The 16,267-nt window shown below is 39.5% G+C and carries 13 protein-coding genes; 8 read left to right on the forward strand and 5 right to left on the reverse strand.

Annotation, left to right across the window (positions count from 1 at the left end; all coding sequences use genetic code 11):
* Positions 1 to 21: 21 nt before the first annotated feature.
* Together RCJ93_RS10635 and RCJ93_RS10640 are read right to left on the reverse strand one after the other, a co-directional pair.
* Positions 22 to 546, reverse strand: a complete 525-nt coding sequence (locus RCJ93_RS10635) for a thioredoxin family protein (RefSeq protein WP_150284993.1) — start codon at positions 544 to 546, stop codon at positions 22 to 24.
* Between the two features lies 1 nt (position 547).
* On the reverse strand, positions 548 to 973 hold the full coding sequence (locus RCJ93_RS10640) for a disulfide oxidoreductase (protein ID WP_066789636.1): 426 nt from the start codon (positions 971 to 973) through the stop codon (positions 548 to 550).
* A 191-nt stretch (positions 974 to 1,164) separates the two neighbouring features.
* On the opposite strand from RCJ93_RS10640, the gene RCJ93_RS10645 reads away from it, so the two are divergent.
* Both RCJ93_RS10645 and RCJ93_RS10650 read left to right on the forward strand, forming a co-directional pair.
* Positions 1,165 to 2,280, forward strand: a complete 1,116-nt coding sequence (locus RCJ93_RS10645) for a GAF domain-containing sensor histidine kinase (protein ID WP_150284994.1) — start codon at positions 1,165 to 1,167, stop codon at positions 2,278 to 2,280.
* A 13-nt stretch (positions 2,281 to 2,293) separates the two neighbouring features.
* Positions 2,294 to 2,935, forward strand: a complete 642-nt coding sequence (locus RCJ93_RS10650) for a response regulator (protein WP_150284995.1) — start codon at positions 2,294 to 2,296, stop codon at positions 2,933 to 2,935.
* Positions 2,936 to 3,037: 102 nt separating this feature from the next.
* On the opposite strand, the gene RCJ93_RS10655 is transcribed toward RCJ93_RS10650, so the two are convergent.
* Together RCJ93_RS10655 and RCJ93_RS10660 are read right to left on the reverse strand one after the other, a co-directional pair.
* Complete coding sequence (locus RCJ93_RS10655) at positions 3,038 to 3,949, reverse strand: cation diffusion facilitator family transporter (RefSeq protein ID WP_066789630.1); 912 nt, start codon at positions 3,947 to 3,949, stop codon at positions 3,038 to 3,040.
* Positions 3,950 to 4,041: 92 nt separating this feature from the next.
* Entirely contained in the window at positions 4,042 to 5,388 is a 1,347-nt protein-coding gene (locus tag RCJ93_RS10660) for a hemolysin family protein (RefSeq protein ID WP_223823591.1), read from the reverse strand.
* A 657-nt stretch (positions 5,389 to 6,045) separates the two neighbouring features.
* Between RCJ93_RS10660 and RCJ93_RS10665 the strand changes: the two genes are divergently transcribed.
* The 4 genes from RCJ93_RS10665 to RCJ93_RS10680 all read left to right on the forward strand — a co-directional run bounded on the left by RCJ93_RS10665 (position 6,046) and on the right by RCJ93_RS10680 (position 14,310).
* A complete protein-coding gene (locus RCJ93_RS10665) occupies positions 6,046 to 7,785 on the forward strand; it encodes an ABC transporter ATP-binding protein (protein WP_150284996.1) in 1,740 nt (579 codons plus the stop codon).
* Positions 7,785 to 9,527, forward strand: a complete 1,743-nt coding sequence (locus RCJ93_RS10670) for an ABC transporter ATP-binding protein (RefSeq protein ID WP_446738984.1) — start codon at positions 7,785 to 7,787, stop codon at positions 9,525 to 9,527. The genes RCJ93_RS10665 and RCJ93_RS10670 overlap by 1 nt, the downstream gene beginning before the upstream one ends.
* Positions 9,528 to 9,722: 195 nt before the next feature.
* Positions 9,723 to 13,532, forward strand: a complete 3,810-nt coding sequence (locus RCJ93_RS10675) for an AAA domain-containing protein (protein WP_446738985.1) — start codon at positions 9,723 to 9,725, stop codon at positions 13,530 to 13,532.
* A 7-nt stretch (positions 13,533 to 13,539) separates the two neighbouring features.
* Entirely contained in the window at positions 13,540 to 14,310 is a 771-nt protein-coding gene (locus RCJ93_RS10680) for a hypothetical protein (RefSeq protein ID WP_147196205.1), read from the forward strand.
* 39 nt (positions 14,311 to 14,349) lie between these two features.
* Here RCJ93_RS10680 and RCJ93_RS10685 read toward each other — a convergent pair whose 3' ends face one another.
* Positions 14,350 to 14,553, reverse strand: coding sequence for a YheE family protein (locus tag RCJ93_RS10685; RefSeq protein ID WP_066789620.1), 204 nt, complete (start codon positions 14,551 to 14,553; stop codon positions 14,350 to 14,352).
* Positions 14,554 to 14,682: 129 nt separating this feature from the next.
* On the opposite strand from RCJ93_RS10685, the gene RCJ93_RS10690 reads away from it, so the two are divergent.
* A complete protein-coding gene (locus tag RCJ93_RS10690) occupies positions 14,683 to 15,822 on the forward strand; it encodes a DUF445 domain-containing protein (protein WP_446738986.1) in 1,140 nt (379 codons plus the stop codon).
* Positions 15,823 to 15,890: 68 nt separating this feature from the next.
* Positions 15,891 to 16,238: a YlbF family regulator gene (locus RCJ93_RS10695; RefSeq protein WP_066789619.1), complete on the forward strand. Its 348-nt coding sequence runs from the start codon at positions 15,891 to 15,893 to the stop codon at positions 16,236 to 16,238.
* Positions 16,239 to 16,267: the final 29 nt, after the last annotated feature.

Raw genomic sequence — 16,267 nt, forward strand, 5'->3', positions numbered from 1 at the left:
TTAGGATGGACTATATTTATTTTACTTATCTTTATCTTTCAAAATCGAAGCTTCAAAGAATTGCTTAAACGTCTCTTTTGTCTGTTCTCCTACTACACGAAGCTGTTCCTTGCCATCTTTATAGTAAACAAGGGTTGGCGTACCTTCGATTTGATATTGATCCCATCCTTGTTCAAATTCTAGAAGGTTGTACTGATCTACGTGAACACCCATATCTTTTGCGAGAGGCATAAGGATTGGCGAAACTTTTTTACAATGGACACAATCTGATTTGAAGAAATACACCATTTCTCTTTTGCCACTTGCAATTTTCTTTTCCAACTCTTCTGGCAAGATGATATTTTGATAATTTTTATCATCTAGCAAATCAATAGTTGATTGTTTAAGCGAGTCTTTTTTATACGGATTGTCTGCTAGTTTATCTTTGTTTGATTGGTTATTCAAGAAGTAGAGTGCTACAAATGCAATAACTACAATTAAACCGATAACTAATAGGACTGTTAGTTTATTGTCATTCTTTTTTGTATTTGATGTGTTTTTAGCCAAATTATTTTTCCCCCTTAAGAACGTTCAGCATAAATATGCTTGTAGCAGCAATTAAGATAAAAGCTATGAGTGATAGAAACGGTATCGTGATAAAACCGAGCCAATTGATGTAATCGCCTATGCACGACACACGGCCGCATGATACAGCGGAATCTTGTAAGAAAGGAACCTTTTGGATTCCATAGTGATAGAGTGCTATACATGCACCTATACAAGAGAAGATAGCTGTAGTGACTGCGATGCGCGCATTTTTTTGGATATAGGCTACGCCAATAATAATGACGAGCGGGTACATAAAGATGCGCTGAATCCAGCATAACTTGCACGGCTCATAATGCTGCACTTCAGAAAAGAACAGTGAGCCCATCGTTGCGATTAGTGATACCACCCACATAAATAGTAAGCTATTTTCCAACTTTTTTGTCATGAGTAAACTCCTAATCTTTCAAAATTGAGATATTGATTGTTGCTATTTTAGCATACCTGCATAATGGTGAAAAGTGCAAGCAGACTTACTTGCTAACTTGCTAGCTTTTGGTCATGCCAACATAAATGCCAATATTAGCTAACAATGATATGATGAATAGTATCAGTAAAAGGAAGAGGGAGCGGTAACCGATGCAGCCGACAGATCATTCAAATATACGCTTATTAAAAGAGATTGCAGAACTGCTAAATGAAGGAACTGAATTAAAGCCTATGCTAGAAGGGGCTCTCCGAAAATTTTTAGGGGGGACCAACTTTGAGACAGGCTGGATTTTCTTCATCAACGGTAAAGGGAAGCATGAACTTTTAGCACACGATAATTTACCGGAAGCTTTGTCCTATAATAAGTGCCAATTTTTAGAAAAGGGTGGCTGCTGGTGTTTATCGAAATATCGCAATCAAGAATTAAAGAAGGCTTCCAATATTATTGAATGTCAGCGCCTAGAAAGCGCAGCTTCTGCTAATGTAGGCGATTGTGCACGTATCACACACCATGCAACAGTACCGCTTCAATCGGGTAAGGAACGTTTTGGTTTACTAAATGTTGCTTCTCCAAATACGATTCGCTTTACTAATGATGAACTGGCACTACTTGAATCTGTAGCTTTCCAAATGGGTTCAGCTATTAAACGAATTCTGTTAACAAAACAAGAGCAGGAATTAGCATTGGTGCAAGAACGTAATCGATTAGCGAGAGATCTACATGATTCTGTGAATCAACTTTTATTTTCTGTCACATTGACTTCTCGTGGTGGAGAAGAGATGACCGATCAGATTGAAATCAAGGAAACATTTAAGGAGATACAAAATTTGACGCAAGAGGCGTTAACAGAAATGCGGGCGCTCATCTGGCAGCTACGTCCTAAGGGCTTGGAAAGCGGACTGATGGAAGCCGTGAAAGGGTACGCTGAAATGCTCGGTTTACAGTTGAAAGTGAAAGTGACGGGGGTACTGCAATTACCATCTCGTATTGAAGAAACGCTTTTTCGACTGACGCAAGAGGCCTTAAATAATATACGTAAACATGCAGGAGTAAAGAAGGCTGAAATTTTTGTCACCATTACAAATCGAGATGTACTGCTCGTTATTAAAGATGAAGGTCGTGGTTTCCAAGTGGATTCGCTCGTAAATCTACCATCGTTTGGGCTAAGGAGCATGAAAGACCGAACTACTTCTTTAGGCGGTACTATTGATTGGGTTAGTGAAATTGGAAAGGGGACGGAGATTTTAATCCGCCTGCCATACTAGGGGGGAAGAAAAAATGATAAAAGTGTTAATCGTGGATGATCATCATGTTGTAAGAAGAGGCCTTTTGTTTTTCTTGAAAACACAAAAGGATATCGAAGTTGTTGGGGAAGCGAGTAACGGTAAGGAAGCGATTGAACTGACGGCATCGCTTCAACCTGATATTATCCTTATGGATTTGGTGATGCCAGAAATGGATGGAATCCAGGCAACCAAGCACATTAAAGCGAAATATCCAAATATCCAGATTATCATGCTGACAAGCTTCTCTGATCGCGATCATGTAGTTCCTGCCATAGAAGCGGGAGCAGCAGGGTATCAATTGAAAGACATTGAACCAGATGAGCTTGTGTTGGCCATCCGTAGAGTGATGGACGGAGAGAATATTATGCATCCGCAAGTAACCACTCAGCTTATCCAAACTCAAGAAATGACCAGCGAACTGCCGCATATGCTGCATCCGTTGACTAATAGGGAACAAGATGTCTTGGGAGAATTGACGAAGGGTAAAAGCAATAAAGAAATTGCGTCCTCTCTTTTTGTAACAGAAAAAACAGTCAAAACCCACATCTCTAACATTTTTGCAAAGCTTGAAGTACAGGACCGTACGCAGGCTGCATTGTACGCAGTTAAACATGGACTAACATCAACTGAATGACTTATTTGGATACGAGTAATATAGGTACACAAAATAAAACCGAGCAGATATGAAAATAAAATTCATATCTGTTCGGTTACTTTTATATGAGCATTTTTTAGGCTATTTTTTATGTGGATTAAATATATTTTGATCCAGAACTCGTTCTAATCCTTCTGGTTCAATGTGGACAAGTGAAACAGCAAAAGGCTTCGCTAGTTTAATTGTGTTTTCAATTTCCTCTGTAATCTGATGGCTTTGCCAAACATCTAATTGGGGATCGACGGTTACTGTCAAATCTACAAATATTAGGTTGCCATGATTGCGTCCCTTTAAATCGACTAGTTCAATCACACCATCTACATTTTTGATGAGAACGGACAAAGCCTCTAGCTCTGCTTCATCAAAGCCATCTGTTAACGCATGGACAGCTTCAAAGAAAATATCATAGGCCGTCTTAATAATTAAAGCACCTACTAAAAATGCTGTGATGGAATCAATAATTGGAAACCCAAAGATAGCGCCTAAAATACCAATGGCAGTTCCGAAGCTGACCCAAGCATCCGAACGATTATCATAAGCTGCTGCTTTAATAGCAGAGCTATTAATTCTTTTTGCTAGGCGAATATTGAACATATATACCAGAAACATGACAATGCCACTGCCAAGGGCTACAACAGCTGTTAAGAGGGAAGGAGCCGTATGATGTTCCTCAAAAAAGCTTTTCCCAGCATTTAATAGTACCTGCAAACCGACAATTGCCATGATAAATGACGCGATAAGGGAGGAAATGGTCTCTGCCCGTAAATGGCCATATTGGTGATCTTTATCTGGTGGCTTCTGTGAAATCCTAAGGCCTACTAGAACGGCCGCGGAGGCAATGATATCTGTAGTATTGTTTAGTCCATCTGCTTTTAAAGCTGTCGAATGGCCGATAAAGCCGATGATTAACTTTACGCTGCTTAAGACTAGGTACGTCAGAATACTAAGCCAGGCTCCTTTTTCCCCTTGCCTTAAGTTTGTATATAAGTCCACAATGTTTCCTCCTCGCAAAAGTTTCAAACAAGCGAAAACGACGCACACTACAGAATAGTGTGCGTCGTTCCATGTTTTGTTAAACAAGATAATTAGTTAGGCTGTATTGGATCTGCTACAGTAGCAGCAGTCTCTGAACTCTTTGGAAGTTTTATTACTTCTAAGTATAGTATATGGTGGCCATCTAATTCTTTAATAATAAATTCATAACCTTGCTCAGTGATTTTCTCACCTTTAATCGCTTCAAAATCTTTTGTCATAAACCATCCGCCAATTGTATCGATATCATCCTCTTCAATACGAATGCCTAAGAAGTCATTTACATTTTCAATCAGCATCTTAGCATCGAAAATAAAATGATCCTTGTCAACTTTGCGAATCTCAGGCACTTCATCTTGGTCGAATTCATCGCGGATGTCACCAACGATTTCCTCAATAATATCTTCAATTGTAACAAGGCCGGATGTGCCGCCGTATTCATCCATTAAAATAGCCATATGAATACGTTCACGTTGGAATTTTAAAAGTAAATCACTAATTGGCATTGTTTCAAATACCCGTATAATCGGCTGCATATATTGTGTTACGGATGTATCGCCTTTTGCGGGATTTTTGATATACGCTGTAAGCAAGTGCTTCATATTAACAAGGCCGATGATATGGTCCTTGTCACCTTCAATAATAGGGTAGCGCGTATATTGTTCAACACCCATTACTTCAAATACTTCTTTTAGTGTCAGTTCTTTTTCAATGCCAATGATTTCTGTACGAGGGACCATGATTTCCTTGGCTGTACGATCATCGAATTCAAAAATGCTATTCACATATTTGTATTCGGATTGGTTGATCTCGCCGCCTTTTAAACTATCGGATAAGATAATCCTTAATTCTTCTTCCGTCATGGCAACCTCAGATTCATTTGTAGATTTAAGGCCAAACAGTCTTGCTAAACCATTTGCGGACGAATTTAAAATCTTAATGAATATAAACATCACATTGTGGAAACCAATTAAAAATCCGGAAACGCCGAGTGCGACATTTTCTGCTTTTTGAATGGCCAATGTTTTTGGTGCCAATTCTCCGACGACAACATGTACAAATGTCACAATCGAGAAGGATATGATAAATGAAAGGACCGTTGTAACACTATTATTAAGTTGCAGCAAGTTAAAGAGCGGCTCTAACAATTTGGCTACTGTTCCTTCACCTAACCAACCGAGACCGAGTGAGGTAATCGTAATACCCAGCTGGCACGCGGATAAATATTCATCTAAATTAGAAATTACTTTTTTCGCTTTAATGGCTTTTTTGTTGCCTTCAGCGATTAATTGATCAATACGAGTTGTTCTAACCTTTACGATAGCAAACTCTGTTGCTACGAAAACTGCTGAACATGCGATCAAGACAGCAAACGCTGTCAATCGTATGGCTATGTCCAAAGACTTCCTTTGTTCCAAGACCCAAATGAGGGGGAGAACAAAGTGTACACCTCCTGTGAAATGAAAAATATTTTAGTAAGATAATCATAAAATATTTAGCGAAAAAAAACAAATCATCACCTTCTATTTGTTATGATTTACTAATAAAATTGGTCTTTTGCCACCAAATAGGGGAAATAGTATATTCATTGGTAGTGTATTAACTCTATTAAAGTACCTATCAAAAGACATGAAAAATCAGAAAAAAAGGTTGATTAAATATAAAATAACTAATTTTATAAATTTTTAGAAAAATCATTGACACTAACAAAAACGCAATGCTAATATTAAGGAACACTAAATAATAAATGGGAAATGGAGGTAATTAACATGAAAATGATACGCAACAATCTTATAACTCAATATCATAATGTTTCTCCTGCTCCTATTAACTTCAATTGAATTAGTAGATGTTACGGGAGGGTTCCGTACTCTTTTATGCTGGCGCATGCTCTTATAAGGGTATGCGCTTTTTTGTGTTCCTAATTCAATCATTAGTGCAAAACAAACAAAGGAGAGAGCAGTATGTACTACCAAAAAATGAAAAAGCATTTAAACAAGGATTCGATAGAAGATGGCTAGCTAAGAAAGCGAAAGAAGAGAGGAAGGAAAAGATAAATGTTCGATGTATTAGTGAAATTACAGTGGTTTTTTAAAGAAAATAGAAAAAGATATACAATCGCAGTGGCCTTGCTTATAGTGGCTAACGCTTTTGAAGTTATTCCACCATGGCTAATCGGCAAGTCGATAGACGCTATCCATAGAGAAACGCTGACGACTACCTTGCTATTTCAATTCCTTGGGGGTTTGGCAATTGTCATGACTTTAGCCTATATTGTCAACTTCGTATGGCAATTCCAACTATTTGGCGGCTCCAACGTGATTGAACGTAGGCTTCGTAAAAACTTAATGCAGCAATTTTTACGAATGTCTCCGCCATTTTACGAACGTAACCGTACAGGTGACTTGATGGCAAGAGCTACCAATGATTTACGCGCTGTTTCTGAGACAGCGGGTTTTGGTATTATGACACTCTTAGATTCGACCTTATATCTAGGCACGATATTGTTGATGATGGCTTTTTCTGTATCTTGGAAATTAACGCTAGCAGCTATTATTCCACTACCTATTTTAGCGATTACCATGCAAATGCTAGGGAAAAAAATTCATGAAAAATATACAATCGCCCAAGATGCGTTTGGCCATATGAATGATAGTGTACTAGAGGCAGTTGAAGGTGTGCGTGTTGTTCGTGCATATGTGCATGAGAGAGAAACAGAAAACAAGTTCGGTGAAATGACAGAAGATGTATACAAAAAAAATATGGACGTAGAACGGATTGATGCATGGTTTACGCCCATCACAAGAGTCTTAACAGGCCTCAGCTATATGATCGGTCTTGGATACGGAGCATATTTGGTTTCCATCGGGGATATAACACTAGGCAAACTGATTTCGTTTAACGTGTATCTTGGTATGATCGTTTGGCCAATGTTTGCAATTGGCGAGCTGATCAATGTCATGCAGCGGGGAAATGCATCGCTTGACCGTGTGCAAGAAACGTTAAATGAAACAGAAGATGTGAAAGACCCGTCCGCACCAGTCGTAGTGGAAAGTCCAAATTCAATCGATTTCCAAGACGTCACATTCCAATATCCGCAATCGCAGTCTATTAACTTAGCTCACTTAGATATTTCATTGAAGAAGGGGCATACATTAGGGATTGTAGGGAAAACAGGAAGTGGCAAAACGACAATTGTCAAACAACTACTAAAAGAGTATCCGACAGGTGAAGGGGCATTACAAATTTCTAAAGAAGAAATCGGTGCCCAAAGTAAAGAACAAGTACGGAAGTGGATCGGCTATGTGCCTCAGGATCATGTGCTTTTCTCTCGTACGATTAGAGAAAATATTCTATTTGGAAAACAGGATGCCACAGAGGAAGAGCTTAAAGAAGCGATCCGTGTTTCATGTTTTGATAACGATTTACAGATGCTGCCTATGGGGTTAGATACCATGGTAGGAGAAAAAGGCGTTTCACTTTCTGGAGGGCAAAAGCAACGGATATCTATTGCACGTGCTTTAATCCGTGATCCTGAAATTCTTATTTTGGATGATTCCCTGTCAGCTGTGGATGCAAAAACAGAAAGCAGAATCGTGAAAAATATCCAAGAGGAAAGACAGGATAAAACAACGATTATTGTGACACACCGTTTGTCTGCTATCATGCATGCAGATTGGATTATCGTCCTTGAAAACGGAAAGATCATAGAAGAAGGAACGCATAGCGATCTCCTCAAGCAAAACGGTTGGTATAAAGAGCAACACAATCGCCAGCAGATCGAGGGGGCGAAATAATGAACACTACACAAAGACTTTGGCAATACGCGCTGCTTTATAAAAAAACATTGCTGGTAGGGCTATTCCTCTTGGCAATCGCCGTAGCAGCAGATTTGGCAGGACCGTTTGTCGCCAAGAAAATCATTGATGACCATATCGCCAAATCAGTAACAAATGGTTTGGAATTCAAGCCTATTGCAGTTTTATTGGCAGTATTCTTCGGCCTAGCGGTGACAACAGCTATCTTCCGTTATGGCCAATATATCATGCTGCAAGTGGGCGCGAACCGCATTATTCAAAAAATGCGAAACGATGTCTATAAGCATATTCAAACATTGCCGATCAACTATTTTGACCGATTGCCAGCAGGTAAGGTGGTCTCTCGCGTAACGAATGATACAGAGGCCATTCATGATCTGTTCGTGACAGTTGTCTCGCAATTTGCGGCTAGCTTCATGACTATCTTCGGTGTCTACATTGCGCTTTTCATCTTAGATTGGAAAATGGCCTGCTACGCATTGCTTGTTATTCCGATGCTGATTGTATGGGCCATTCTTTACCGTAAATATGCGGCGAAATACAACCATATCGTTCGTGGAAAACTGTCAGATATGAACGGTATGATCAATGAATCGATCAACGGTATGACGATTATCCAAGCGTTTGGTCAAGAAAAGCAAATTGAAGGCGAGTTCAATGAATTAAATGATGAATATTATAAATATCAAAACAAACTAGTTTTTTTGGATGCTGTGACTTCTCACAATTTAGTAAATGTCATCCGATCACTGACATTTATTATGTTCATCTGGTATTTTGGAAGCGCAGAGTTGGATGGTCAAACAGCCATTTCTGTCGGGATGCTATATGCATTTGTAGACTACATCACTAGGCTTTTCAACCCTGTTACTAATATCGTCAATCAGCTTGCACGCCTTGAAAGAGCAAATGTTGCCTCTGAACGTGTATTTGAATTGCTAGATGAAGAAGGGGAAGCAGTCGATGATACCCGTATTCCACGATATAAAGGTGATGTAGCATTCAACCATGTATGGTTTGCATACAAAGATGAGGAATATGTATTAAAAGATATTAATTTTGAAGCAAAGCAAGGGCAGACAGTCGCGCTAGTGGGTCATACGGGATCTGGCAAAAGCTCCATTATGAATTTGCTGTTTCGTTTTTACGATGTAACGAAAGGGTCGATTACCGTTGACGGCAAAGATATACGAGACTGCTCCCGCCAAACTCTTCGCGAACATATGGGGATTGTTTTACAGGATCCGTATTTATTCACAGGGACCATCGCATCGAATGTTAGCTTAGATGATCCGCATATCTCAAGAGAGACTGTGGAAGAAGCGCTAAAAGCAGTTGGCGGAGATCGAGTGTTAGAGAACTTGCCAGGTGGACTGGATGAGCCAGTGATTGAAAAAGGAAGCACTTTGTCATCTGGACAGCGCCAGCTCATTTCTTTCGCTCGTGCGCTTGCATTCAATCCAGCGATTTTGATATTAGATGAAGCAACGTCCAATATCGATACAGAAACGGAAGAAATCATCCAACACGCAATGGATGTATTGAAAAAAGGACGTACGACATTCATCATCGCCCACAGGCTTTCTACTATTAAAAATGCAGACCACATTTTAGTACTAGATAGAGGCGAGATTGTGGAACAAGGAACGCATGATGAACTTCTGCTTCATGGCGGAAGGTATAACCAAATGTATAAACTGCAGTCCGGTGAAATAAAGTAAAGCTCACTTAGTCGGCTTAAGGAAAATAAGATTTACGCCGCCCTGTATGCAAAAAATCCAACGATGAAGAATCTTTCTTCGTTGGATTTTTTCTTTTTGGCAAATTTCCACACCACGCATAAGGCAAAAAACTGGTATGATAGAAATTAGTTTTTTAAAAAAGATATTGAGTTTAAAAGAAAGGAAGTTATGTTCATGGGACAAGTTATTGCTAAGCCAAGCACATTGCGTACAAACATCATATTAACGAACAAATCACGTGCAGGCATATTAGCATTCATGAAAGATGAACAAGCTTTTTTTCATCTTCAAAAGTCGTTTGTAGTCCATATTGAACACGTTCAAAACACTGCAAAAGATGAAATGGCAGCTACACTTTATTTCGGACCAGACGAGAACCAATCACTCTCCAAAGTGGTGGATGGTTGTGTTGCCGTGATGAATTGTGTCGTGAAATATGACGGGCTGCTAGCAACAAACTTTCGCGTACTTAGCAGTGGTGTTCCTGTTCACACAAATAGGCGGCTAAAGACTACCATTGACTTTGCTATTAATGCGAGCAACACAGTTGGTTTGCCGATTGAGCTGCATAATGCGATCCGTCAATTGCCTATTGCAGAGGAACGATCTAAATATGTTCAAAAGCGGATCGCCAGCTGGGAAGGCTACTTAAGTATACAAGAACGCGATGCAACGATGGATGACTTCCGTGCTACATTTACAGATTATAAATGCAACGAAAATTTCACTTATATGACTATTGCCATCAATGGGATAAAGGAAAAAGAGTGGCAAAAAGTGAAGGGTTTAAGCGTTAAAATTCAAGGAGCGAAAGAAGACCTTGGAACGGTCATTAAATCAAATCAAAAAAAGAAAACAGTCGAAATCGAACTGCGGCCGTTTATTCAAAGTCAGCTTCGAAAGGACAAATGGCATCCGAAATCGAAAGAATTAGTGTTTAGCAACTTTGCGACACTTAGCCAAATCAGACGTCTTCGCAAGGGGTTCAGCGATTTGGAGAAGGGGCTTGCTGCCAATGCGAATCTAGAAAAAATCTTATTCGAAGAGAGACCGAGAATTAATCAGCCTAAAAAGAAAGTTTCATTGGATTTCGATAATCGCTTAAATGAATTTCAGCGCGAAGCTGTTGCCGGAGCGCTTTCAGCAGAAGATTTATACGTCATTCAAGGTCCGCCTGGTACAGGGAAGACGACGGTTATATCAGAAATCTGCCAGCAAAATGCCAAGGCTGGGCTTAGAACATTAGTGGCGTCACAATCCAACTTGGCTGTCGATAATGCGCTAAGCAGGCTCCTCTCAAATAAAGATATCCGAATTCTTCGCTATGGACGTACGGAAAGCATCGAAGAAGAAGGCAAAAGGTTTATTGAAGAGAATGTAGCGCAATATTGGCGAGAGCAAACGCTGCATGATCTAGAAGAAGAACTGTCGAGACAAACCGACAATACAGCATTATTAGATGAAAAAATAGCCAAAAAAGAAACCGAACTTCAAGGGTTGAGATCTGAAATTGAAAGCCTTCAAAAGAAATTGGAAGAACAAAAGCGGGCCGAAGTAGAGGTTGAAGCAACACAACAAGAAATCAAAGAATTAAAAAAGAAATTGGGCGCTTTAAGAAAAGAATCACGTGAAGCTGAGGAACGCTTAGAAGCCATCATCAAGCAAAAGACACAAGAAGAGCAACAAATCAGGGAGTTCGAGGAGTTGCTTGGGCAATATGGTTCTCTTAGCCAGTTAGAAGAGCTAGAAGCCCAAAAACAATCCGAAAAAGCAAGTCTACAAAAAGATATTTCATATTTAAACAACAAAAGTGAGCTAGAAAAAGCAGAGCACGCTTTGGAAAACGCACGGCTTGCCTATGGAGATTGGCATGAAAAACATCAAGCATTGCAGAAAGCTCAGCAGGATGTTGAAGGTTGCGGCAAAATTCAAGAACTGCAGGGAATCATGGAGAAAAACAACATTCAGCCGAATGCAAAGATAGAGTGGCAACAGCAATCATTTGAACGCATTCAAGCGCAAATGTTCGGATACACCGAGTGGAAAGAAGTAAGAGAACGATTATTTTCTGCAATCGGCTACTTAGAAGGTAAAATCGGTCCCTCAAAAAGCGAGGAAATTCAAAAACAAGTAGAAGCGCAAGCCGCAAATGGCTATTCTTCCTACGCTATCAGAGAAATTGATTCAGCGATTGATCATTTCAAAAGGTTTTTAGTAGATACAAAAGAAGTCTATGTTAACCAGCTGTATGTATATCTTGAACGCCTATATAATCGTCGCATCTTTGTCGACGAACAATTTGGCATGCTTGAAAACCAACGGCAGGAGATCATGCGCCTGTTCCATATGATGAAGGAAGAAGTAGCGAGTCTCGTCTCTTATCTTCTGAATGCTTCATTACAGCATAAAAGCAGCTTGATGAATGCAGGGAACAGATGGAAAAGCGAAGTAGAACAGTTGCAGCAACGATTGCCAGACTCGTCTGAAGAAGATAAAGAATTGCTGCCGCTTGAAGAATTAAAGGAAATTCTTGCAAGCCAAGAGGCAGAGCTACAAGAACTTCTAGCACATAAACAAAAGATCCAAATCACCACGCCAAAAATTGAAGAGATAAAAGGACAGCTGGAACACTCTTTAATAGAAGAAAGAGAAATATCTGCACAGCTGATTGAAATAAAAAAAGATAGCCAAAAAACGAATGAAGAAGGCTTGGCACAAGAGAAAAAATTAAAAGCATTGGAAGAGCTGCTCAGAGAAGATGTAACGCGCAAGCTCGATTATGTCAAAGAAGCGATCCAACATGTAGAAGCAGCAATAGCAGAATTGCAGCATGAGAAACAGCAATTGCCAATAAAGCAAGAACTCCAAAAGCAATGGCACAAGCTTCTGCTTGAAGCTAGCGAACATGATTTAGACGAAATTAAAAAACTATACGTAAACCATGCTAATGTGATTGGGACCACCTGTGTCGCATCGGCTCGTAAAGAATTTATGGACAACTACCCTACATTTGATGTTGTGATCATTGATGAAGTATCGAAAGCAACACCACCTGAATTGTTGCTACCGATGCTTAAAGGCAAAAAGATTATTTTGGTAGGAGACCATCACCAGCTTCCTCCGCTTATTGGCGATGATACATTGGAAGAAACGTTAAAGGCCATGATGGAGGAAAACAAAGAGCTAGATGAAACAAACGAATTAAAAAAACTGCTGAAAGAGTCATTATTTGAACGCCTGTTTAAAAACCTGCCGAAGACAAATAAACAGATGCTGGCAATTCAGTACCGTATGCATGAAAAAATTATGGATACGATTTCTCCATTTTATGAAAATGAGGATGATCGACTTCAATGTGGGCTTGAGGATTCTGATACAGCACGAGACCATTTCTTAGAAAGTCACTTTGTAAAGCGCCATAATCATTTATTGTGGGTTGATACACCGAATGAAAAGCCATATTTAGAAGAGCAGATGAAGAACGGCAAAAGCCGATATAATCCAGGCGAGCTTGATATCATTCGAGATATGCTGCGGGATCTAGATTCTGCGACAGAAATGGCAATCAGCCAGGGTAGTCTTGAAGCTGGTGTGAAGAAGAGTGTTGGCGTGATTAGCTTTTACGGAGAACAAGTGAAGAAGATCGACCATTTAATTCAACAGGAACTACAATTGCCGAACCTTCATTTGCGTACAGGGACAGTTGACCGTTTCCAAGGGATGGAGATGGATGTCATCATTGTCAGTATGGTCCGCAACGCTACACATAAAGGCGGAGACATTGGCTTTGCAAATGACTATCGCCGTTTGAATGTAGCACTGTCTCGAGCAAGGGAGTTACTCGTATTAGTCGGCAGTACTGAAATGTTTACAAAGCGTGCCAAACGAAAAGAATCCCGCAACATGTACAGCCATCTGCTACAAGTGGTGAAAGAGCAGAAGGGATGGCTTAATCATGAAGGAAATCCCGTTGTAAGGAAGTAGAAGAAACATGTTAAATGAATTAGAGAAAAAGCTCACAGAGCAAGTAAACAAAGACCCGCAAGTTAAAATTCTATCCGTATCCCGCTGGTGTTTTCCTGTTCAAACGGTTGAGTGTATCTTCCATCCAGTGAAGCGGGAAACCATGGATATTTTGATGAAAATGATTTTATTAAGCGTCCAGAAGGCAGAAATAAAGGATCCGAAAGAACTTAGTGATTTATTGCTAGTGGAAGAACTGTTTGTGTTGGATTTATTGCAAAAGCTTATGCGTAAAGGTTTGGTTGAAAAAGAAGTCTATTACCAGTTGACCGTTAAAGGGGAGCGTCAGCTGGAGAATGGCATCTATGAAGAGGAAATGGAAGAAGAAACACAGCAGCTTCTCTATAGTGCTACCCATCATCTATTGCTTTCAGGAGATATGGATAAGGTAGACCGTATCGATGAGCTACCGGAACCATTCAAGTACGCAAGCGAAGAGACGATTGATCTAGACGAAATGGAGATCATCGATGCGCTTCAAAAAACACGCGAAATGCAGGAAGAGGAAGATCAAGACGAGGAGAAAGTTCAAACATTCATTACGTCAATTGATTCCAAAAAAACGATTCAAATTCACGATGTACCATGTATTCAATACGTCCTCTATAATCGTGACAGTGATTTACTATATGTACGCGTTTGGAATACATTAACGGATCAATGGGATGAAAACCTTGAAAATATGCTGGCAGCAAAAGATCTACTCGATTTTAGGAGAGAGTATTTGGAGAAAGAATAATTCGCTCGTATGCTTGTACACGCTACGAGCGAATATGTATTAGTCATACACATGAAAAAGCATTAATTCATGTACCATTTTTTTTACTTTTTCTTCATCTGGCGGAATGGCACCAGTCCATTTAATACTGCCATCTTGTTCATATATGCCTTCATAGCGATTTTGCTTATAAAAAAACTGTATAGTCCAACCAGGCAATTGCTGATTGTCAAAGAATGGCTTATAACTAAAATGCTGAATCACAAATCCATCTCCCTTCTCCTACTTTAGTATAAGTTGCGACTGGATTATTTGAAAGAAATTGCTAATATTTTTATTATCATGAACGTCTCTGTTATAATATAGCTACTTCAGAGAAACGGGTGAAAAAGGTTGAATACTATACTGACAATCGTATTTATGACGGTAATTGGTGCAGTGATTGGCGGATTTACAAACCATATCGCTATCAAAATGCTTTTTAGGCCGCATAATCCTATATATATCGGTTCGTGGCGCGTCCCATTTACGCCAGGTTTGATTCCGAAACGAAGAGAAGATTTAGCAAGGCAACTAGGGAAAACAGTAGTGAATTATTTGCTGACGCCTGAGATGTTCCGCAAAAAACTATTTACCGTAAAAAATAGGGAACTAGTAGAAGGCTGGTTGAATGACAAAATCCGAAAGCTCTTATTCACGGATGAAAAAACACTCAACGATTGGCTGACGCAAATAGGCGCTGCTCATATGCCTGATATAATAGAACAAAAAGTAGATCAGGCTGTAGCGGAGCAGTTGGACAAGATAAAGAACGTACTATCCAACGAATCGATTGAGTCTTTGCTGCCAGAATCATGGGAAGCAAAAGCGAATAAAAAAATCCCAGAAATGTCTCGTTACATTTTAGAAAAAGCAGGCGGCTATTTCGAATCGCCTGAAGGAACACAAACAATCAAACGTTTGATCGATGACTTCTTAGAATCAAAGGGAACAGTTGGCGGTATGATTCAAATGTTTTTAGGCGATTCCAAATCGCTTGTAGGCCGTGTCCAAAAAGAAATCAACAAATTCATTCATGCGCCTGGAACGATGGTTCTATTAACTAATCTCTTGTCTAATGAATGGCAAAAGGTAAAAGTCCAATCTGTTACAAATTTATTTGGAGATTTAGATTTCACATCAACGACATACAGAATCCAAAGCTATGCGAAAAAGGAACTTGCGTTGCAAAGCCGCTTGGACAAGCCCCTTGTGCATTACTGGCAAGACGGACCAGAATGGTTTGCTGGCAATATAGTACCGCAAATGACCGAAAAGGGTTTTGCTCTTGCTGAAAGTCAGCTTGAAGATGCCATCAAACGCTTAAATCTAGAACAAATCGTTAAAGAACAGGTAGACTCCTTCCCAGTATCTGTACTGGAGGATCTGGTGCTAGGCATCTCGAAAAAAGAATTCAAGATGATTACTGTATTAGGTTTTGTACTTGGAGGACTTATTGGGATTATTCAAGGAATTGTCGTGATCATCTTCTAATTGAAGAGCCTTTTGAATATATCTACTAGAGAGTAAATGACGAAAACAAAAAGAAAGCAGGGGATCATATGGTTAACATTTACAACGAAATCAATGCATTAGAAGGAACTTTCCGTAAAACTAATGAATATTCAGCCTTGAAAAAAGCGATTGAAACAGTAAAGGGCGATAAAGAAGCTAAGGCTATTTTTAAGAGTTTCAGAGAGGTACAAATGAAACTTCAGAAAAAACAAATGCAAGGCGAGCAAATTGGCGAAGATGAGTTGCAATATGCTCAAAAAACTGCACAGCTAGCACAGCAAAATAAAAAAATCGCCAACATGCTGCAAGCAGAAATGGCTTTAAGCGGATTGATTGAAGAAATTAATCGTACATTAGTCAAACCAATTGAAGGATTGTATAATGAATTAAATTAGTTTTGAACAGCAGGCAACGTGAAAATACG

It is taken from the genome of Rummeliibacillus sp. BSL5 (assembly GCF_052928305.1).

What these genes read in the sequence shown, in the direction of transcription:
- RCJ93_RS10640 (WP_066789636.1), bottom strand. Translation starts at nt 973, where the DNA reads ATGACAAAAAAGTTGGAAAATAGCTTACTATTTATGTGGGTGGTATCA.
- RCJ93_RS10645 (WP_150284994.1), top strand. Translation starts at nt 1,165, where the DNA reads ATGCAGCCGACAGATCATTCAAATATACGCTTATTAAAAGAGATTGCA.
- RCJ93_RS10650 (WP_150284995.1), top strand. Translation starts at nt 2,294, where the DNA reads ATGATAAAAGTGTTAATCGTGGATGATCATCATGTTGTAAGAAGAGGC.
- RCJ93_RS10665 (WP_150284996.1), top strand. Translation starts at nt 6,046, where the DNA reads ATGTTCGATGTATTAGTGAAATTACAGTGGTTTTTTAAAGAAAATAGA.
- RCJ93_RS10670 (WP_446738984.1), top strand. Translation starts at nt 7,785, where the DNA reads ATGAACACTACACAAAGACTTTGGCAATACGCGCTGCTTTATAAAAAA.
- RCJ93_RS10675 (WP_446738985.1), top strand. Translation starts at nt 9,723, where the DNA reads ATGGGACAAGTTATTGCTAAGCCAAGCACATTGCGTACAAACATCATA.
- RCJ93_RS10680 (WP_147196205.1), top strand. Translation starts at nt 13,540, where the DNA reads ATGTTAAATGAATTAGAGAAAAAGCTCACAGAGCAAGTAAACAAAGAC.
- RCJ93_RS10695 (WP_066789619.1), top strand. Translation starts at nt 15,891, where the DNA reads ATGGTTAACATTTACAACGAAATCAATGCATTAGAAGGAACTTTCCGT.